The 21531-nt window shown below is 71.6% G+C and carries 9 protein-coding genes; 6 read left to right on the forward strand and 3 right to left on the reverse strand.

The window, feature by feature from the left end; genetic code table 11:
- A partial coding sequence (locus ACFYM0_RS05270) for a type I polyketide synthase (RefSeq protein ID WP_388496761.1) occupies nt 1-12551 on the reverse strand: 12551 nt, incomplete at its 3' end.
- A 225-nt stretch (nt 12552-12776) separates the two neighbouring features.
- Here ACFYM0_RS05270 and ACFYM0_RS05275 point away from each other — a divergent pair.
- A complete protein-coding gene (locus ACFYM0_RS05275; protein ID WP_388496764.1) occupies nt 12777-13166 on the forward strand; it encodes a YybH family protein in 390 nt (129 codons plus the stop codon).
- Between the two features lie 195 nt (nt 13167-13361).
- On the opposite strand, the gene ACFYM0_RS05280 is transcribed toward ACFYM0_RS05275, so the two are convergent.
- Nucleotides 13362-14615, reverse strand: coding sequence for a cytochrome P450 (locus tag ACFYM0_RS05280; RefSeq protein WP_388496765.1), 1254 nt, complete (start codon nt 14613-14615; stop codon nt 13362-13364).
- A gap of 241 nt (nt 14616-14856) precedes the next feature.
- Here ACFYM0_RS05280 and ACFYM0_RS05285 point away from each other — a divergent pair, with 241 nt between their 5' ends.
- The 3 genes from ACFYM0_RS05285 to ACFYM0_RS05295 all read left to right on the forward strand — a co-directional run bounded on the left by ACFYM0_RS05285 (nt 14857) and on the right by ACFYM0_RS05295 (nt 18556).
- Nucleotides 14857-15624, forward strand: a complete 768-nt coding sequence (locus ACFYM0_RS05285; RefSeq protein ID WP_388496767.1) for an SDR family oxidoreductase — start codon at nt 14857-14859, stop codon at nt 15622-15624.
- 221 nt (nt 15625-15845) lie between these two features.
- A complete protein-coding gene (locus tag ACFYM0_RS05290; RefSeq protein WP_388496769.1) occupies nt 15846-17030 on the forward strand; it encodes an acyl-CoA dehydrogenase family protein in 1185 nt (394 codons plus the stop codon).
- 116 nt (nt 17031-17146) lie between these two features.
- A complete protein-coding gene (locus ACFYM0_RS05295) occupies nt 17147-18556 on the forward strand; it encodes a flavin monoamine oxidase family protein (protein ID WP_388496772.1) in 1410 nt (469 codons plus the stop codon).
- A 76-nt stretch (nt 18557-18632) separates the two neighbouring features.
- Here ACFYM0_RS05295 and ACFYM0_RS05300 read toward each other — a convergent pair whose 3' ends face one another.
- On the reverse strand, nt 18633-19154 hold the full coding sequence (locus ACFYM0_RS05300) for a flavin reductase family protein (RefSeq protein ID WP_388496774.1): 522 nt from the start codon (nt 19152-19154) through the stop codon (nt 18633-18635).
- Between the two features lie 270 nt (nt 19155-19424).
- Here ACFYM0_RS05300 and ACFYM0_RS05305 point away from each other — a divergent pair, with 270 nt between their 5' ends.
- Nucleotides 19425-21011 (forward strand): aspartate aminotransferase family protein, encoded by a 1587-nt coding sequence (locus ACFYM0_RS05305; RefSeq protein ID WP_388496776.1) that lies wholly within the window; start codon nt 19425-19427, stop codon nt 21009-21011.
- A gap of 129 nt (nt 21012-21140) precedes the next feature.
- Nucleotides 21141-21494 carry a winged helix-turn-helix transcriptional regulator gene (locus ACFYM0_RS05310; protein WP_388497685.1) on the forward strand — a complete coding sequence of 118 codons (354 nt, stop codon included), beginning with the start codon at nt 21141-21143 and terminating at the stop codon, nt 21492-21494.
- Nucleotides 21495-21531 lie beyond the last annotated feature (37 nt).

Consider the following 21531-nt stretch of genomic DNA (forward strand, 5'->3'; position numbering starts at 1 on the left):
GACCGCACCCCACACACACGCACCAAATACCGAACAAGCACCCCACCCAACACACCCGTCGCACCCGTCACCAACACCGTCCCCCCACCAAAGGAGGGGCGTTCGCCGGCAGTCGGGGTCAAGGGCGCAAGTCGCGGTACCAGCAGTCGTTCCCCGCGCACGGCCACCTGCGGTTCCCCGGAAGCAGCCACCTGAGCCAGGAACTTGCCGGGTGCATCGGCGGAGCCTTCGACATCGATCAGGGTGAACCGGCCGGGGTTCTCCGTCTGCGCCGAGCGCACCAGACCCCACACCGCCGCCAGAGCCGGATCGGGAACCTCCCCCGCTCCCACCGCGACCGCACCCCGCGTCACCACCACCAACCGCGAACCGGCAAACCGCCCCTCCCCCAACCACCCCTGCACCAGACCCAACACCTCACCGAGAACGACATGCGCCCTCGCGGCCACATCGCGGTCCCCCTCCGGCGGAGCGGGCAGTCGGAGCAGCACCGTGCCGGGAACTCCGTCCGGCAGCTCCGCCAAGTCCGAAAGCGCTGCTCCGTCGCCCAGTTCCGTCCACGAGGGCGCCTCCGGGGCACCGGACTCCGGGAGTTCGGACCACTCGACCCGCAGCAGGCCGTCCCGCCCGCCCCGTGCTGCGGCGGCCGCATCGCGAACGGCGCTCTCCGACAGCGGGCGCAGGACGAGCTTGTCGACGGACGCGACCGGCGCGCCCGCCCCGTCCACAGCGGTGAGGGCCACCGTGTCACCGCCGGTCGCGGTGAGCCGGACCCGCAGGACCGCGGCGCCCACGGCGTGCACGCGGGCCCCCTCCCATGAGAACGGCACGCCCCCCGGTCCGTGCCCGCCCGCCACCGCGGGCAGCAGGGCCTGGAGCGCGGCGTCCAGCAGGGCGGGGTGCACGGCATAGCCGGCCGCGCCGGCGCGCTGCTCGTCGGCCAGCCCCACCTCCGCGTACAGGTCCCCGTCGGTCCGCCAGAGGCGGCGCAGCCCCTGGAACACCGGTCCGTAGCCGTAGCCCGCCGCATCGAGCCTCTCGTACACGCCGCTCAGGTCGATCTCCTGCGCGCCCGTGGGCGGCCACACCGCGAGGGGGCCGGAAGCGGGCGTGCGGGCGGTCTCCGGCGCGAGCAGACCGGTGGCGCAGGTGGTCCAGATGCGACCGGCCTCGTCCTTTCCGTCGTCCTGTCGTGCGTAGATCGCCAGGGGCCGGCGGCCGTCCGCATCCGGTTCGGCCACGACGATCTGCACCTGTACGCCGCCGCGCTCCGGTATCACCAGCGGCGCCGACAACGTCAGCTCCGCCACGTCGGGGCAGCCGGCCTCCTCGCCCGCCCGGACGGCCAGTTCCAGCAGACCGGTGCCGGGGAACACGGCCACGCCGTGCAGGGCGTGGTCCGCGAGCCACGGATGGGTGGCCAGGGACAGCCGGCCGGTCAGCAGGTACGTGTCGCGGTCGGCGACGGCGACGGTGGCGCCCACCAGCGGATGGCCGGCGTCACTCAGTCCGAGGCCGGAGGCGTCGGCCGGCTCGGCCGCCGCCGTCAGCCAGTAGCGGTCGCGGCGGAAGGCGTAGGTGGGCAGGTCCACTCGGCGCCCGCCGGGGAAGACGGTGGTCAGGTCGAGCCGCCCGCCGTCGAGGTGGATGCGGGCCAGTGCGGCGGTGACGGTGAGCTTCTCCGGCCGCGCCGAGCGCAGGACGGGGATCAGGCCGGCTCCGTCCTGGGTGAGGCACTCCTGCGCCATGGCGGTGAGCACTCCGTCGGGGCCGAGTTCCACGTACGTGGTGACGCCGGCCTCTTCCAGGAACCGCATGCCGTCGAGGAAGCGGACGGCCTCGCGGATGTGACGGGTCCAGTAGTCGGGCGAGCGCAGTTCGCCGGCCGTGGCGAGCACCCCCGTGACGTCGGAGACCACGGGGATGCTCGGTTCGTGGAAGGTGACCCCGGCGAGGGCCGCCCGGAATTCGTCCAGGACGTCGTCCATGTGCGGGGAATGGAAGGCGTGGCTGACCGGCAGGCGTTTGGCCTTCCTGTCGCGCGAGTGCCACAGTGCGACGACGGCTTCCACGCTCTCGGCGTCGCCCGAGACCACGGTCGAGCGGGGTCCGTTGACCGCGGCGACGGCGATCGTGTCGCCGTACGCGGTCAGCGTCTCGCGCACCTCGTCCTCGGCGGCCTCCAGGGCGGCCATCGTCCCGCCCTTGCGTGCGGCCTGCATGAGGCGGCCGCGTGCGGCGACTACGGCGCAGGCGTCGGCCAGGTCCCACACCCCGGCCAGGTGTGCCGCGACGACTTCGCCGATCGAGTGACCGAGGAAGTAGTCGGGGGCCACGCCGTGGTGTTCGAGGAGCCGGTACAGGGCCGTCTCGACGGCGAACAGTGCGGCCTGGGTGAAGACCGTCCGGTCCAGCAGCGCCGCGTCCGCGGAGCCCTCCGGGGCGAACAGGACGTCCTTCAGCGGTCGGGACAGGGCGGAGTCGAGGTGGTCGCACACGGCGTCCAGCGCGGCGGCGAACACCGGGGACGTCTCGTACAGCTCCCGGCCCATGCCGAGGCGCTGGCTGCCCTGCCCTGTCAGGAGGAACGCGGTGCGTCCTCGCCCCGGCACGGCGGTGTCCGCGCCGCCGCGCGGTCCGACCGCCCGCTGCACGGCCGGCGTCTCGGCGCCGTCGGCGAGGGCCTTCAGGCCGGTCAGCAGTTCGTCGCGGGTGGCGCCGACGACCGCGGCACGGTGGCCGAGTGCGGCTCGGGTGGTGGCCAGGGAGTATCCGACGTGCACCGGGTCGGCGTCGGGCCGTGTCTCCAGGTGGGCATGGAGCCGTCCCGCCTGCGCCCGCAGCGCCGTCTCGTCCCGGCCCGAGACGAACCAGGGAACGGGGTGCGTGACCGTGACCTCGTCAGCCGTGGGCTCCGGCCCGTTGTCTCCGTGCTCGTTGTCTCCGTGCTCGTTGCCTCCGTGCTCGTTGCCTCCGTGCTCGATGTCTCCCTGTTCGATGATCACGTGGGCGTTGGTCCCGCTGATGCCGAAGGACGACACGCCGGCCCGGCGCGGACGGTCCGACCGCGGCCACTCCCTGGCCTCCGCCAGCAACCGCACCGCACCCGCATCCCAGTCGACGTGCGACGACGGCTCCTCCGCATGCAACGTCCGCGGCATCACACCACGCCGCATCGCCTCCACCATCTTGATCACACCACCGACACCCGCAGCCGCCTGCGCATGCCCGATGTTCGACTTCAGCGAACCCAGCCACAACGGCCCACCCTCCGGCCGGTCCTGGCCGTAGGTCGCCAGCAGCGCCTGCGCCTCGATCGGGTCGCCCAGGGTCGTCCCGGTACCGTGCGCCTCCACCACATCCACGTCGGCCGGATTCAGCCCGCCGTTCACCAGCGCCTGCCGGATCACCCGCTCCTGCGCCGGACCATTGGGAGCCGTCAAACCGTTCGACGCCCCGTCCTGATTCACCGCCGAACCACGCAACACCGCCAACACCCGGTGCCCGTGCCGACGCGCATCCGACAACCGCTCCACCAACAACAGCCCCGCACCCTCCGACCAACCCGTACCGTCCGCCGAAGCCGAGAACGACTTGCAGCGACCGTCCGGGGAGAGGCCACGCTGCCGGGAGAACTCGATGAACACGTTCGGTCCGGACATGACCGTGACGCCGCCGGCGAGGGCCAGGTCGCACTCGCCCTGCCGCAGCGCGCTCGCCGCCAGGTGCAGGGCCACCAGCGAAGACGAGCAGGCCGTGTCCACCGTCACCGCCGGGCCTTCCAGCCCGTACGTGTAGGCCAGGCGTCCCGAGACGACGCTGGAGAGGTTGCCCGCGAGCAGGAAGCCCTCGAACTCGCCGGGTGTCCTGGGCAGCCGGGACGCGTAGTCGTCGTACATGGCACCGGTGAAGACACCGGTGCTGGAGCCACGCAGGACGGCGGGGTCGATGCCTGCGTTCTCGAAGGTCTCCCATGCGGTCTGCAACAGCAGGCGCTGTTGCGGGTCCGTCGCCACGGCCTCCCGCGGAGACATCCCGAAGAACTCCGGATCGAACTCATCCGCGTCGTACAGAAACCCCCCACGCCGCGTATACGACGTACCCACACGATCCGGATCCGGATCGTAAAGCGACTCCACATCCCAACCCCGGTTCCCCGGAAACTCACCCACCGCATCCACACCATCAGCCACCAGCCGCCACAACTCCTCCGGCGACCCCACACCCCCCGGATACCGACACGCCATCCCCACGATCGCGATCGGCTCATCCACCGCGACACCGGCCGGCGCCCGCACCTCGGCGGGGGCCGGACCCGCGAGCTGTCCGAGCAGGTGGCCGGCCAGGGCGAGCGGCGACGGGTGGTCGAACACGGTCGTGGCGGGCAGCCGCAGCCCGGTGCGGGCGCTCAGGCGGTTGCGCAGTTCGACTCCCCCGAGGGAATCGAGGCCGATGTCCTTGAACGCCCGGTCGGGGGCGACTTCGGTCCCGCCGGTGTACCCGAGCACCTCGGCGGCCGCGGTGCGGACCAGGTCGAGAACCGCGGCCTGCCTCTCATCGGCGGGAAGTTGGGCCATGCGCAGCGCCCACGAGGGGTCCGGGCCGGCCGAGCCGTCCCGCGCCGTGACGGTGCGGCGCGCGGGAGGCGCGGACGCGGGGCCGGCGAGGTCCCGCAGAACCGCGGGCACCGGATCCGGACCGGTGTCCGGCGCGACCGGGTTCAGCAGCGCCGGTACGAGCAGCGCGTCGCGCCCCTCGGCGAGCGCGCGGTCGAACAGCGCGAGGCCGTGGGCGGGCGTGAGCGGCGCGAAGCCGGCACGGGCCCAGCGGGCGAGGTCGGCCGGGCGGAGCGAGCCGCCCATTCCGTGGGTGGCGTCCCACAGGCCCCAGGCGAGGGAGACCGCCGGCAGGCCCCGGGCGCGGCGGTGGGCGGCCAGGGCGTCGAGTCCGGAGTTGGCCGCGGCGTAGTTGGCCTGGCCGGGAGTGCCGATGAGCCCGGAGACGGAGGAGAACAGGACGAGGACGGCTTTCGGATGAGCCTTGGTCAGCTCGTGGAGATGCCAGGCCGCGTCCGTCTTCGGCCGCATCACCGCGCGCAGCCGCTCCTCGGTGAGGGTTTCGGCGGGTGCGTCGTCGAGCACGCCCGCGGTGTGGACGACGGCGGTCAGCGGGTGCTCCGCGGGGACGTGCGCCAGCAGGGAGACGACGGCCTCGCGGTCGGCGGCGTCGGCGGCGACGACGGTCACCTCGGCGCCGAGCCCGGTCAGTTCCTCGACGAGGTCGCGGGCGCCCGGCGCGCTCGGGCCGCGCCGGCTGCTCAGCAGCAGCCGGCGTACCCCGTGACCGGTCACCAGATGCCGGGCCAGCAGGGCACCGAGTCCGCCGGTGCCGCCCGTGATGAGGACGGTCCCCTCGGGGTCGATGCGGGTCGGTGTCGCCGCGCGGGCGTCGGGACGGCTTCCGTCCGCAGTCGGCCCGGGCGGGCCGGCGTGGGCCAGGCGCGGCACGTGGAGCCGGCCGTCGCGGACGGCTGCCTGTGGTTCGCCGAGGGCCAGCGCTGCCATGAGGGACTTGTCGTCGGCCGGGTCGTCGAGGTCGACCAGGGTGACCCGTCCGGGGTGCTCGGACTGCACGGAGCGGATCAGTCCCCACACGGGTGCGGCCGACAGGCCGAGCACGTCCTCGCCGGGCAGGACCGCGACGGCGCGTGTGGTGACCACGGCGAGGCGGACGTCGGCGAGCGGATGATCGGCCAGCCAGCGCTGCACGAGCCCGAGGGTCCGTACGGTGGTGTCCGCCGTCGGGACGGTTCCGGTGTCCTGGCCGGGTGCGGCGAGGCGTACGACGACCACGTCGGCGCCGTCGTCCGCGGCAGCCGCCGGTGTGCTGCCGGACGCCTCGGACCAGGTGACGCCCGCCTGCGGGGCGGCGACGGTGGGCCAGAGCAGGGTGTACAGCGGCTCTCGGTCTCCGGCCGGCCCGGCGAACACGTCCCGGGCGACCGGGCGCAGGGCCAGCGACGCGACGTCGGCGACGGGTTCGCCGGCCGTGTCGGCGAGGGTCAGCGCGGCGGTGCCGGTCTGCGTGTCCACGGCGATGCGCACCCGCAGTTCGGTTGCCCCGACGGCGTGCACGGTCAGGCCGGTCCATGCGAAGGGCAGCCGGATCCCCGTCGGGTCGGTGCCGTCCGCCATGTCCAGCACGAGGGGGTGGAGGACGGCGTCGAAGAGGGCCGGATGGATCGCGAACGCGGCCGCGTCGGGGAGCTGGTCGTCGGGGAGCCGTACCTCCGCGTACAGGTCGCCGTCGGCGCCGCGCCACAGCGCGCGCAGGCACTGGAAGGCCGGTCCGTACGCGTACCCGGCGGCGGCGAGCCGGCCGTAGACGTCCGTGAGCGGCTCGGGGCGGGCTCCGGCGGGCGGCCAGGCGCGCAGGGCCCCCGGCGGATCGGCGGGCGGGGGTGTCGTCCCGAAGGAGCCCGAGGCGTGGCGGGTCCACTCGTGCGGCGCGTCGTCGCCGGTGTCGGGCCGGGCGTGGACGGTGAAGTGGCGGGTGCCGGAGGCGTCCGGCGCCCCGACCGTGATCTGCAGCTGGGCGGCCCGGCGGTCGGTCAGGGGAAGTGGTGCCTCCAGGGTGAGCTCCTCCACGTACGGAGCTCTCGTGCGGTCCGCGGCCGCGACGGCCAGCTCCAGGAAGACGGTGGCGGGGGCGACGACGGTGCCGCCGATCGCGTGGCCGCGCAGCCAGGGGCGGTCGTTCAGCGACAGCCTGCCGGTGAGCACGGACTCGTCGCGCCCGGCCATGTCGACCGCGGCGCCGAGCAGCGGATGCCCGACGGCGTCCAGGCCGAGGCGGCGGGGGTCGCCGGCCGGCTGCGGGGACAGCCAGTAGTGCGCGCGCTGGAAGGCGTACGTCGGCAGGTCGACGGCGGTGGCGCCGGGGAAGAAGGCGGCGGTGTCCAGTCGGCTGCCGGCCGCGTAGGCCGTGCCGAGCCCGCGGACGAGGGTGTCCTGCTCGGGCCGGCCCCGGCGCAGCAGCGGGACGACGGTGGCCTGACCGCCCGGGAGGCAACGGGCGGTCAGGGCGGTCAGGACGGCGTCGGGGCCGCACTCGACGAACACGGTGGCGCCCTCGTCGTGGAGGGTGTCCACGGCATCGGCGAAGCGCACCGCCTCGCGGATCTGTCGCGTCCAGTAGTCCGGCGAGCGCAGTTCGTCCTCACGGGCGAGCCTGCCGGTCAGCGTCGACACCAGGGGGATGCCGGGCGTGTGGTAGGTGAGGGCGGCGGCCGCCTCACGGAATTCCGCCAGTACCTCGTCCATGTGCGGCGAGTGGAAGGCGTGGCTCACGGAGAGCCTGCGGTGCCGGCGGCCGCGGGCCGCCCAGTGGGCCGCGACCGCTTCCACGGCGTCCGCGTCGCCGGAGATCACCACGGCGTCCGGGGCGTTGACCGCGGCGATGGTGACCTCTCCCGCGCGGCCCGCCAGCGCGGCCGTCATCTCCTCCTCGCCGGCCTGGACGGCCACCATGGCACCGCCCGCCCGGGCGGCCTGCATCAGCCGGCCGCGGGCGGCTACCAGCCGTGCCGCGTCCGCCATCGACCACAGGCCCGCGACATGTGCGGCGGCGAGCTCGCCGATCGAGTGGCCGGCGACCGCGTCCGCCGTCAGGCCGTGGTGTTCGAGCAGCCGGTACAGGGCGACCTCGAAGGCGAACAGGGCGGGCTGTGCGTAGCCGGTCCGGTGCAGCAGCGCGGCGTCCTGATCCGCCTCGGCGGCGAACATCACCGTGCGCAGCGGCCGTTCGAGGTACGGGTCCAGTTCGGCGCAGACGGCGTCGAGTGCCCGCGCGAAGACGGGGAACGCCGCATACAGCTCGCGTCCCATGCCGAGGCGCTGTGCGCCCTGCCCGGTGAACAGCACGGCCGTGGTCGCGGGTCCGGTTGCACTGCCGCGCACCAGGCCGGGGTGGTCCTCGCCGGCCGCGAGGGCGTCGAGCCCGGCCAGCAGGTCGTCGGTGCGGGCGCCGGTGATGACGGCCCGCTCCTCGAAGGCGGTGCGGGTCGTCGCGAGCGAGACGCCGATGTCGGCCGGGGCCGTCCCGGGGTGGTCGCGCAGGTGGTCGCGGAGCCTCTGCCCCTGGGCGCGCAGCGCGCCGGGGTCACGGCCGGACAGCACCCACGGTCCGTGCGGCCCCGTCGCGCCGGACGCCGGGGGAACCTGCCCGGAGTCGTGGACGGGGTGGTGGACGGGGTCCGCGCCGAGGTCGGGATCTCCCTGCTCGATGATGACGTGCGCGTTGGTGCCGCTGATTCCGAACGAGGACACGGCCGCACGGCGGGGGTGGCCGGTGGCCGGCCACGGGCGGGCCTCGGTGAGCAGTTCCGCGGCGCCGGACGTCCAGTCGACATGGGGGGTGGGCGCGTCCACGTGCAGGGTGCGCGGCAGGACTCCGTACCGCATCGCCTGCACCATCTTCATCAGCCCGGCCACGCCGGCGGCGGCCTGCGTGTGCCCGATGTTCGACTTCAGCGAGCCGAGGAACACCGGCTCGCCGCCTTCCCGGCCCTGCCCGTACGTGGCCAGGACGGCCTCGGCCTCGATCGGGTCGCCGAGGGTCGTGCCGGTCCCGTGGGCCTCGACGGCGTCGACGTCCCCGGCACCGAGGCGGGCGTCGGCGAGCGCCTGACGGATCACCCGCTCCTGCGCCGGGCCGTTCGGGGCGGTCAGACCGTTCGACGCGCCGTCCTGGTTGACGGCGGTACCGCGGACGATGCCGAGGACACGGTGCCCGTGGCGCCGGGCGTCCGACAGCCTCTCCACCACGAGCAGCCCGACGCCTTCGGCCCAGGACGTGCCGTCGGCGCCCGCCGCGAACGACTTGCTCCGGCCGTCGGCGGCCAGTCCGCGCTGGCGGGAGAACTCGACGAACATTCCCGGAGCGGACATCACCGCCACGCCGCCCGCGAGGGCCAGCGTGGACTCTCCCGTGCGCAGCGAGCGCACCGCCATGTGCAGCGCCACCAGGGAGGACGAGCAGGCGGTGTCCACGGTGACCGCAGGGCCGGTCAGCCCGAGCTGGTACGCGATGCGGCCGGACATCACGCTGGCGGTGCTGCCGGTCAGGACGTGGCCCTCCACGCCGTGGCCGGTGTCGTCCATGCGGGGGCCGTAGTCGAGCGCGGTGCCGCCGACGAACACGCCGGTGCGGCTGCCCCGCAGGGAGCGGGGTTCCAGGCCGGCGCGCTCGACGGCCTCCCACGCGGTCTCCAGCAGCAGCCGCTGCTGCGGGTCCATGCCCAGGGCCTCCCGCGGCGAGATGCCGAAGAACGCCGCGTCGAACTCGCCGGCGTCGTGCAGGAATCCGCCGTGGTCCACGTAGCTGCCGCCCGGGCGGTCGGGGTCGGGGTGGTACAGGTCCGGGTCCCAGCCGCGGTCGGTGGGGAAGGCCGAGATGGCGTCCACTCCGTCGGCGACCAGCTTCCAGAGGTCCTCCGGAGAGCCGACGCCCCCCGGGTAACGGCAGGCCATGCCGACGATCGCGATCGGTTCACCGTCGTCGCACGCGGCCGTGACGGCGGTCTCCGTGTCATCGTCGGCGGGCGCGCCCAGCAGCCGGTCGAGGAGGTGGTCGACGACGGCTCCGGGGGTGGGCCGGTCGAACAGCAGCCCGGTGGGCAGCCCCAGCCCGGTGGCGGCGGACAGGGCGTTGCGCAGCTCCACCGCCATCAGCGAGTCGAAGCCCAGGTCCTTGAAGGTGGCGTCGAAGTCGCGCCACTGATCCGGCTCGTGGCCCAGGACCGCGGCGACGTGCGCGCGCACGGTGTCGGTCAGCGTCCGCCGACGCTCGGTCCCGGACAGCGCGGCCAGGCGCTCTCCCAGCCCGCCCGCCGAGACCGTGCCGTGCGCGGCCGTGCCGGCGTGCCCGGCCGGGGCATCGCCGGGCAGTGGGGCCGGGCGCGGGGACGCGCCGTCGAGCCAGTGGCGGGTGCGCTGGAACGCGTAGGCGGGCAGGTCGACGCGGTGTGCTCCGGTGCCCTCGTAGGCCGTCGTGAAGTCGATCCGCCCGCCGCGGACGAACACGGTGGAGAGCGCGGCCGCCAGGGTCTTCGCCTCGGGGCGGTCCGCCCTGAGGACCGGCACGGCGACCGCCGCCTCCTGGTTGCGCACCGACGCGTCCACCATCGCCGCGCACACGCCGTCGGGACCGAGTTCGAGGTAGGTGGTGACGCCCTCGGCTTCCAGGGTGCGTACCGCGTCCAGGAACCGCACCGGACGGCGCACCTGCTCCACCCAGTAGTCAGGGGAAGCCAGTTCACCGATCGAGGTGACACGGCCGGTGACCGTGGAGACGAACGGCACCCCCGGCTCACGGAAGTCCAGCGCCCCGACCACCTCACGGAACCGCGCCAGCATCGGGTCCATCAGCGGGGAATGGAACGCGTGGGAGACCTGGAGCCGCTTGGTCCTGCGACCCCGCGACGCCAGCTCCGCCGCGACCTCCGCCACAGCCTCCTCGACACCTGAAACAACCACGGCAGAAGGCCCGTTGACAGCAGCGATACCCACCTCATGGCCACGGCCCGCCAGCAGCACGGCGACCTCGTCCTCCGTCGCCTCCACCGCCACCATCGCACCACCGGCCGGCAGCTCCTGCATCAACCGGCCCCGGGCCACGACCAACCGTGCGGCGTCGGCGGCCGAGAGCGCGCCCGTGACGTGGGCGGCGGCGATCTCGCCGATGGAGTGGCCCGCGACGAAGTCCGGGCGCATCCCCCACGACTCGGCGAGCCGGTACAGGGCCACCTCGACGGCGAACAGGGCGGGCTGCGTGAAACCCGTCTCGTCCAGCCCCTCACCCGAGACGATCACCTCGCGCAGCGGCCGGGGAAGCAGAGGATCCAGCTCGGCGCACACCTCATCGAACGCCGCCGCGAACCTCGGGTACGCCGCGTACAGCTCCTGACCCATGGCGACGCGCTGACTGCCCTGACCCGTGAACACGACGCCGAGGCGGCCCGGCGCCGCGCGGCCGGTCACGACGCGCGGCGACGGCTGCCCGTCGGCCAGGGCGCGCAGGCCCTGCAGCAGCCCGTCCCGGTCCTCGGCGAGGACCACCGCACGATCGGCGAACGCCGTCCGGGTCGCTGCCAGGGACCATCCGAGGGAGTGGGGTTCCGGTGCGTCCGGGCTGCTCGCGGCGTCGTGCAGGCGCGCGGCCTGGGCGCGCAGGGCTTCCTCGCCGCGCCCGGAGACCACCCATGCCAGGACGGGGGCGGATGCCGCCGGTGCCGCCGCCGGGGCGGCGGGGGCGCTTGGGTCGCTCTGGGGTGTTTCGGCGACCACGACGTGGCAGTTGGTGCCTCCCATGCCGAAGGAGCTGACTCCCGCGATCAGTTGTCGGTCGGGGTGCGGCCAGGGGGTGGGCTCGCACAGGACCGACAGGCCCAGCTCGGCGAGCGGGATCGCGGGGTTGGGGCGGGTGAAGTTGCGGCTGGGCGGCAACAGCCGCCGTTCCAGACCGAGGAGCACCTTCAGCAGTCCGACCATGCCGGCTGCTCCTTCCAGGTGCCCGACGTTGGTCTTGGCCGAGCCGATCAGCAGCGGATCCGCGCTGTCGCGCCCGGTGCCGAGCACCGCACCCAGAGCGGCGGCCTCGATGGGGTCGCCGACCGGGGTGCCGGTGCCGTGTGCCTCCACGTACTGCACGGTGCGCGGGTCCACCCCGGCGCGCTCGTACGCCTCGCGGATCACCTGCTCCTGCGCGGTGCCGCTGGGCACGGTCAGGCCCGGGGTGGCCCCGTCGTTGTTGACCGCGCTGGCGAGGATGACCCCGTGGATCCGGTCGCCATCGGCCAGCGCCCGCCGCAGCGGCTTGAGGACGACCACGCCGGCGCCCTCACCGGGCACGAAGCCATTGGCGCGGGCGTCGAAGGCGTAGCTCTCGCCGTCCGGGGACAGCGCCCCGAACCGTTCCTCGGTGAGGGCGGTCTCGGTGAGGATGTTCAGGTTCACGCCGGCGGCGATCGCGGTGTCCGTTTCGCCGGTGCGCAGGCTTTCGCAGGCCAGGTGTACGGCGACCAGCGACGAGGACTGGGCGGTGTCCACGGTCAAACTCGGCCCGCGCAGATCCAGGAAGTACGAGACCCGGTTGGCGATGATTCCGCGGTTCAGGCCGGTCATCGCGTGCGGGGTGATCGCCTCGGCACCTTGCTGGTAGAGCAGGTTGGCGTAGTCGTCGCGGAGCGCGCCCACGAACACTCCGGTACGGCTGCCGCGCAGGGTGTCCGGCACGATGCCCGCGTCTTCGAGTGCCTCCCAGGCGAGTTCCAGGACGAGGCGCTGCTGAGGGTCCATCACGGCCGCCTCGCGCGGCGATATACCGAAGAAGGCCGCATCGAATTCACCGACTCCGTCGAGGAATCCACCGCGTCGCCCGTGCATTCCCTCACTGAGGGCGCTCTCGCCGTTGCGGAGCAGCTTCCAGAAGTCCTCCGGGCCGGAAGCCATCGGAAGTCGGCACGACCATCCGACGACAGCGATTTCGTTCATTCCGACTCCCTGGAGAGGATGTGCAGACCGGCCCTGCGAAAAGGTGATCTCCAGTCTGCCGAAGATCGTTCCGCATCCGGTAACACGCCGGTAATCCTCGGATACGCATGGGAAAGGTGAGCAGGGCATTGCCCATGAATGAGAAGACGGTGATGGGCGGCCGTTATGTTCGATCGGCGCTCGCATACCGGCTTCGAGACCAGAGAAAGTGAGAGCGATCACCCTATGTCCAGCACCATCGAGGAACTCGCCCGCACAGCGGAGGAGCACGGCAACCTCTACGTCCAGAGGTTCAACGCCGGCGATGTGGAAGCCCTCAGGGGCATGTACACCGAGGATGCCGTCTCCGTCTGGGAGCCAGGCAACCCGCTCACCGGAAAGGCGCGCGAGGACGCGCTGGTCGAGTTCCTCACGCAGAAGCCGCGGATGACCGCGACGCTCCGGGAGAAGCACGTCACCGGAAACACGGCCCTGCTGGTGGTCGATTGGGCCATCGACATCCCGGCGCCCGAGGGCGACGAACACCTTGAGGGAACGGGCCTCGATGTTCTGCGGCTCGGCCCGGACGGCACGTGGCGCTTCGCCATCGACAATCCGCACGGCTCCGGAAACTGACCCTTCCACGACTGAATGGCCATGCCACGGACGTACTCCGCTGCATGGCCATTCAGCTGTACCCATCCGGTGGCGCGACCGCCGATACGGACAGGCCGGGGATGCCGGCCACGAGGAACGCCCCCGGCAGCCGCACCTGCCGGGGGCGTTTCCGCTGCGTGCGCGCGAGGGAACGCGCCTGCACGGCCGGGTGGTTCAGAAGGCGGTCTTCGACCGCGTGAACACGGGGAGCGATGCGTGCCCGTTGGATACGAACGACTCCAACGGCCGCAAGTGGTGCGCGGGTTCGGCGAGCGTCAGGTCCGGGAACCGTTCGAACAGGGCGGGGAGTGCGACCATGGCCTCCAGCCTGGCGAGCGGCGCGCCGACGCAGTGGTGCACGCCGTGCCCGAAGGACATGTGGTCGCCGCGCGTCGGCCGCGTGATGTCGAACGTCTCCGCGTTCTCCCCGTGGATCTTCGGATCGCGGCCGACGGCCGCGAAGTTGATGAGGATCGCGTCGCCCTTCGTGATGGTCGCCTCGTCGAGCGCAATGTCCTCGACGGCATACCGCAGGGGCAGACTGCCCAGCGGCGAATGGGCCCGCAGGGTCTCCTCCACGACGTCTTCCCAGCCGGCGCGGCCGGTGCGCACCAGCTCCAGCTGCCCGGGGTGGGTCAGCAGCGCGCCGACGGCCTGGTCCAGCAGGTTCACCGTGGTCTCGTGGCCCGCCGTGTACATGAGGAACAGGGTGTCGATCAGTTCCACCTCCGACAGGCCCGCACCGCCGTCCTGGTCGTCGCGCGCCGCGATCAGGTCACTGGCGAGGTCGTCGCCGGGGTGGGCTCGCTTGTCCGCGATGAACCCCTCCGCAAGCGCGTAGAGGGCGAGTTGGTTCGCCCGCGCCTCCTCCTCCGACGAGCCGGTCTGGAAGATGGCCGCCATCATGTCCGTCAGCTGTGCGCGGACGTCGTCCGGGATGCCGAGCAGCTCGGAGATCACCTGGGTGGGCAGTGGGTAGGCGAACGCCTCCCGCAGGTCGAGGGGTTCGTCACCCGGCGCGGCGGCGATGCGGTCGAGCAGGTCCTCGGTGATGGCCTCGATGCGCGGGCGCAGGGCGGCCGTGCGGCGGGCGGTGAAGGCCTTGGCGACCAGCTTGCGCAGCCGGGCGTGTTCGCTGCCGTAGGCGGTGATCATGTTGCGGTCCTGGACCCAGATGGACAGCGGCCAGGACCGGGCCAGCTCGCCCTCGCCGTTCTCCCAGGCGGGCCAGTGCCGGTAGGCGTCGCGCGAGACCCGCGGATCGGTGAGCAACTGCTTGACGAGGGCCTGGTCGGTCACGGACCAGGCGGGCACGCCGCCGGGCAGCTCCACCCGAGTGGCCGGTCCCCTGCTGCGCAGCACGGCGGCTTCCCCGTGGATGTCGCGCCCCGTGGGATCGATGGCGAACGGGCAGGTTTCATTGGTCACGGTCGTCTCCCATGGAACAGGCATGCCCCAACTCACTGGGGGTACGGGAAACAGCAGCTTAGAGAAGCCCCGTAATCCGCCGCTCACGGCGTGGTCTTCAGCGCGAACCACTTACCTTGAGGTAACCACTGACCTGAATGTTCGTACTTGTGACCACGCGCTTTATGGGTGACGCTGTGATGGCGACCGGAAAGCGCGCTTTGGGTGACGGCTTTCCGTGTGGACCAGTTGAGAGGAATTCATGAGTACGTACGCGGGCAAGAAAGCGGTTATCACCGGCGGCACCATCGGAATGGGCCTTGCCACAGCCAAGGCTCTGGTCGAGGCCGGGGGTGAAGCACTTGTCACGGGCCGGAACGAGAAGAACCTCGCTGCCGCCCAGGCCGAACTCGGGACCAAGGGACACGCCGTACGCTCCGACACGGGGCTCCTGAGCGACATCGACGCGCTGGGTGGCATCGTCGAGGAGAAGCTGGGTCAGATCGACCTGCTGTTCATCAACGCCGGCTTCGCGCAGCTCGGTCCTTTCGGCCATGTGACCGAGGAGCTGTTCGACTCGACGTTCAATGTGAACGCGAAGGGCGCGTTCTTCACCGCCCAGCGTCTCGCCCCGCTGGTCAAGGACGGTGGCTCGATCGTCTTCACCACCTCCATCGCCAACGACTCGGGCAACCCCGGCATGGGCCCCTACGCCGGTGCCAAGGCTGCCGTCCGGGCGTTCACCAAGGTCATCGCGGCCGAGCTGCTGCCCCGGAACATCCGGGTCAATGCCGTCAGCCCCGGTTTCATCCACACCCCGACCGCCGGCATCACCGGTGCCAGCCCGGAGATGCTCCAGGCGTTCGAGAAGGTCGGTGACGAGATCACCCCGATGCGCCGCCACGGTTCGTCCGAGGAGATCGCGCGCGCTGTGCTGTTCCTCGCCTTCGACGCCACCTTCACCACCGGTGAAGAGCTGAACGTGGACGGCGGCCTCGGCCAGCGCATCAACCGGGCGCCGGGCCAGTAGGGTCTGCCGCTCCGATCTCGTACCACGCGTGTGCCCGGACGAATTCACTGTCGTCCGGGCACACTCGTGTCCGTTCCCGCTGTTCGGCGCCGATGGTTCCACTTCGGCGGCCGATTCCTGCCGCCCACCGGCCGAGGACGACCGGTTACCGCACCATGACTGGGTGGCGCCGTCTCTCTGCCAGGCTGCCGCTGTTGCCCCTGACGGACAAGGAGACAGCGATGACGACGCATGAAATCGATGTGGCATCCCTGCGGGACGCCGTGCGCGCAGTAGTCCCCAAGCTCAAGGAAAACGGTCTGGAGGCGGAGGACCGGCGCTGGCTCCCGGACGAGAATCTGGAGCTCCTGGAAAAGGCCGGCGTATTTCGCATGGCCACTCCGAAGGCCTTCGGCGGACTGGAGTTCTCGCTCGCGGACCAGGCCGCGGTCCTGGCCGAGATCGCCCGTGGTGACGTGTCCACCAGCTGGATCGCCGGCGTATGGGTTTCCAGCGCCTGGATGATCACGCTGTTCCCGGAGGAGATCCAGAAGGAGGTCTTCGCCACCCCCGACGTACGGATATCCGGAGGGTTCACTCCGTCCGGCGTCCTCACCCCGGCCGAGGGCGGCTTCGTCCTCAACGGCTCCTGGAAGTTCAACTCCGGCTGCCGCGGCGCCCAGTGGAACGTCGCCACCTCAATCGTCCAGCACCCGGACGGGAGGGTCGAAGAAGCGATCGCGATGGTCCCGATGGAGGACTTCACCCTCGCGGACGACTGGCACACCTCGTCCGTCGCCGCGACCGGCAGCTGCACTTCGGCGGCCGCCGACGTGTTCGTGCCGGCCCACCGGGTCGTGCCGACCGACCCGGCCGCCTTCGAGGCCGCCCTGGCGGACCTCCCGGAGGACTGGCAGCCCACGGGCCGCGAGTACGGCCTCTACAGCTACATCATCTCCCAGGGAGTGGCCACCCTCATCGGTGGCGCCCGCGGGGCGCTGGATGCCTTCCTTGACCGGCTTCCCGGCCGGGGAATCACCTACACCTCCTGGACGGACCAGAGGCAGCACCCGCTCACCCAGATCCAGGTCGCCACGGCGGATGCGAAGGTCAGCGCGGCCGAGGCCCTCATGCACCGTACGTACGAGGTCCTCCAGCAGCGCGCCGACACCGGTGAGCAGCCCACGCTGGAGGAGAAGGCCGCGGTGCGCGGCCACAGCGCCTACGCGGTGCAGCTGGCCAAGGAGGCGGTGGACATCCTCTACAACGCCAGCGGCGCCACCGCCATCCAGCGCCAGGTCCCCATCCAGCGGTTCCACCGCGACATCCAGGGCCTGGCCCTGCACGGCATGATCCTGCTCTCCGCCAGCCTGGAGGTCCACGGCCGCGTCCTGCTCGGACTCGACCCCGACACCCCGCTGCTCTAGTCCGAAAAGCTCCTCGGGCGTTGTGCCCCAGAGGATGAATCATCGAAGGAAGCAACGTGATCCAAGACAGACGTCTGCCCTCCCCTGCGGTGCAACGGCCTTTGCCGCGACGGACGTTGATCAAGGCAGGCGGCCTCGCCGCCCTGGCAGCGGCAGCAGCGGCCGCACCGGCCTTAGCCTCGGACATACCCGCCGGACCCCAGGCAATCGAGGAGGCCCACGACGTCATCGTCATCGGCGCCGGCTACGCCGGTGCCACGGCCGCCCGCGAGCTGCGGGCGAAGGGGCTGCGCCCGCTGATCCTCGAAGCGCGCGACCGCGTCGGGGGCCGTACGTGGACCTCCACCTTCCAGGGACAGCAGGTCGAGCTGGGTGCCCAGTGGATCGGTCCGACCCAGCCCCTGGTCCACGACGAACTGAACCGCTACGGCATCAGCACGTACTCCGGTACTCCGCCGACCCGTTACATCATGCCGTCCGGCTCCGGCTCCGGCTTCCAGACGTTCCCTCCCGAGGAGGTGGACACGCGCTACACCGCCCTGATGAACCGGCTCTTCGAGGGGGCCCAGGAGCTCTTCCCGTACCCGACCGATCCGCTGTACCGGGCGGACCTGCTCGCGACCGCCGACCGGCTCTCCCTGCGCGACCGGCTGAACCAGCTGCGCTTGCCGCCCGAGGACGAGCGCTGGCTCAGCGGTACGACCGCGAGCTACTCGGGCGGATCGAGCGACATCGGGGCCTACACCGCCCTGGCTCAGTGGTGGTCCCTGGCGGGCAACAACGTGGCCGGGTACGAGGCCGTCATGTCCCGGCGCATCACGGGCGGCATGACCGCTCTGCTCCGGGCCATGCTGACCGAGTCGGCCGCGACCGTACGTCTGAACTCCCCCGTGGTCTCGGTCTGCGACGACGGCACCCGGGTCAGGGTCACGGTCAAGTCCGGCCAGGTGTTCACGGCGCAGGCGGCCGTGGTCGCCGTACCGGTGAACGTGTGGAAGAACATCTCCTTCAGGCCCGGTCTGCCGACCGTGCACACGCAGGCCACGACCGAGGGCGTCGGCGTTCCGTACAGCAACAAACTGTGGATGCGCGTCACGGGCCTCGCCGATCGGGTGGCCGCGCGCGGGGCCGAAGGCAGCCGGTTCACCACGCTGCTCTCCCAGAACCCGCTCACCGACGGCCAGCTCATGGTCGGCTTCAACAGCCAGCCGCCCCTGGACGGCACGGACGTCGCCGCGGTCCAGAACGCCGTCCGCCTGATGGTGCCCGAGGCGACCGTCGTGAGCGTCCTGGCGCACGACTGGGGCAAGGACCCGTACGCCCTGGGCGGCTGGGCGCTGCGGCGCCCCGGGCAGCTCACCAGGCAGCTGCCCGCCATCCAGCAGCCCCTGGGCCGGGTGTCGTTCGCGAGCGGTGACATCGCCACGGGCTGGGTCGGCTTCGTGGAGGGGGCCATCGAGTCGGGGCTGCGCGCCGCGCGGCAAGCGCTCAAGGTGACGAGAACCCCGGCGCGATCCGCCGCCTGACCGGTACGAAGAGAGCCGGCGCCTCCTCCGCGGGGGCGCCGGCTCTCTTCGTGTCTCGTCAGCGATGTCAGCGATGTCAGCGTTCGGCAGTCGCACCCGCGTGGAATCCGCCGTCGAAGAAGAGCAGCCCCTGCCGGGCGGGGCCCTCGGAGGAATGCAGAACCGAGCCGATGAATATCGAGTGGTCGCCGGAGTCGTAGGCGTCGGCGAGTTCGCACTCCAGCCAGGCGAGCGCTCCCGCGATGAGGGGAGCGCCGGTGTACGGGCCCGGCCGCCAGTCGACGCTCGCGAACTGGGACGGTCCCAGCGGCCGCGTCTTGTCCGCGAAGTAGCGGGCCAGCCCCTCCTGGTCCGCTCCCATGATGGAGACGGCGAACCGCCGCTCATTCATGATCGCCTTGTGCATGACCGCGCTGTGGGCCACGCAGCACAGGATCTGCGGGGGTGCCAGCGACACCGAGCTGAAGGCGTTGGCGGTCATGCCGTGGACGTGCTCGCCCCCCACGGTGAGGGTGACGACACCGGTGGTGAACCGGCCCATTGCCCCGCGCAGTGCCGCAGCGGCCACACTGTGCGTCGAGGCCTCGTGATCGGACATGGGATCTCCCGTCGTTCGCGAGTCCGCGGCCGGCGTCTTCGCCCGAGATACTGAACAGATTCCACGTCAACATATCCATGCGGCACGAGGCGCCCTCCATCAGCAGGTCATCCGCCGCTAACCTTCGCAGGGCCCTCCTGTATTTACCGCGGCGTGACCGCATATTGGCACCCTTCGAGCACTCCGCCCGTAGGGTCGGAGCGATATGCCGACGCCATCGGCGTACCGATATCACGGTGTCCGGAAACTCATGAGGGAAAAGGGGCCAAGATGGGCGCGCCTTCGTCCGAAAACGAACTCGCGGAACCGCAGATGCTGCAGTTCCTGTCATTCCTGGGGATCGACGTGGAGTATGTCCGCGGTGAGGGCAATACGCTCTATTTCCGCGACGGCAGCGGCCTGGAAACAGCGGTGCTCGACTATGCCGGGGGGTACGGCGCCCTGATACTGGGCCACAACCACCCCGAGATCGTGGCAGCCGCGAAGGAGTTCCTCGACTCCGGGGCGCCGGTGCTCGCGCAGGCCTCCCGGCAGACGCAGGGGAGCCGGGTCGCCGCGGCACTGAACCACATCGTCCAGCGGGAGTTCGGCGAGGGGGAGCCGTACTACGCACTGTTCTCCAACAGCGGCGCCGAGTCCGTGGAAGTCGCCCTGAAGCACGCGGTGTTCGAACGCGGCATGAAGATCGCCGAGCTGGAGGCGGAGATCTCCGCGCACCTGACCGCGGCCCGGGCCGCGGTGGCGGCCGGCGAGGCCAGGGTGGCGGACAGCGCCGCGCGTGCCGTTGCTCCCGGCGTCGGCGGGCGGAGGGCGGAGATGTTCGAGGAGCTGACGGCGCACGTGCGGCGGCACAATGCCGAGAAGGCCGCTCGCCCGCCGGTGTTCCTGACGCTGGAGGGCGGGTTCCACGGCAAGCTGGCGGGCAGCGTCCAGCTGACGCACAACGCCTCGTTCCGGCTGCCGTTCGCGTCCATGGCCGCGCAGGCCCGCTTCCTCCCCTTCGACCAGCCGCAGGCCGTCTCCAAGCTGGCCGAGGAGGAGCGGGAGAACGTGCTCGACGTGGTCGTCGAGGACGGCGAGGTCCGGATCGTCGAGCGTCCCTTCCCGGTCTTCGCGGCGTTCGTCCTGGAGGTGATCCAGGGCGAGGGCGGGATCCGGGTGGTCACCGAGGAGATGGCGCGGGCCGTCCGGGAGACGTGCGACTCCGTCGACTGCCCTGTCGTCGTGGACGAGATCCAGAGCGGGATGGGTCGCACCGGCGCCTTCTTCGCCAGCTCGCTCATCGGTCTGAAGGCCGACTACTACACACTCGCCAAGGGCCTGGGCGGAGGCATCGCCAAGGCCGCGGTGACGCTGGTACGCGGCAGCAGGTACCGCGCAGACTTCGAGCTGGTCCACAGTTCGACCTTCGCCAAGGACACCTTCTCGAACACGCTCGCCCTGAAGACGCTGGAGCTCGTCGAGTCGGGCGACGGCGAGGTGTACCGCCTGGCCAGGACCTGGGGCGACCGGCTGCTCACGCTGTTCGGCACGCTGCGGCAGGAGTACCCCGACGTGGTCCGGGACGTCCGCGGCAAGGGCCTGATGCTGGGGCTCGAATTCCACGACCAGGCCGGCTCGGCAGTCGCCGGTATCCGGGACGCGGCCGCCGGCGGCATCTTCGGATACGTCATCTCCGGCTATCTGTTCCGCACGCACCGCATTCGAACGTTTCCCACGGCGAGCGCCGTCAACACCCTCCGTTTCGAGCCGTCCGTCCTCATCACCGACACCGAAGTCGAAAGGCTGGAGACGGCCTTGCGCGCACTGTGCTCGGTCCTGCGGGACCAGGACGAGCAAGCCCTGTTCGCGCCGTGAACCGTGCCTCTGTTTTCGGCCAGTTGACGGCTTGCTATCCCTGGCCCACGCCTGCGTGACCAATTCTCTGCGTTAGTCTGGCGACTCCGATTACACGTGCACGGAGCGCTGGAGACGGAGGGTGTGAAGATGAGCGTGAGGTCACGACCGGTCTTCTGCGGCCTTGACGCCGCGATGGAAGTCATCAGCGGCAAGTGGAAGGTTCTCATTCTCTGGGCCCTTCACCAGCAGTCGCACCGGTTCGGCGCATTGAAACGGCTCGTGCCGGGAGTGAGCGAGAAGGTCCTGATCCAGCAGTTGCGCGAGCTGGAGGCCGACGGCATCGTCCTGCGGACCATGCACGACGAGCCCCGATTGCGGGTCGTGTATTCGCTGACGCCCCAGGGTGAGGCGCTTCACGTGGCGCTCCTGCCGCTCGGCTCGTGGGGCCGGGAATATCTCCCCCGGGGGGAAGACCTCCCGGCCGAGGCTGCCGGGGCCTGACGGTCCGCGCACTGCCCGGAGGCCCGGTCCGCTGACC

The organism is Streptomyces sp. NPDC006487, assembly GCF_042870555.1.
Lineage (GTDB): Bacteria > Actinomycetota > Actinomycetes > Streptomycetales > Streptomycetaceae > Streptomyces.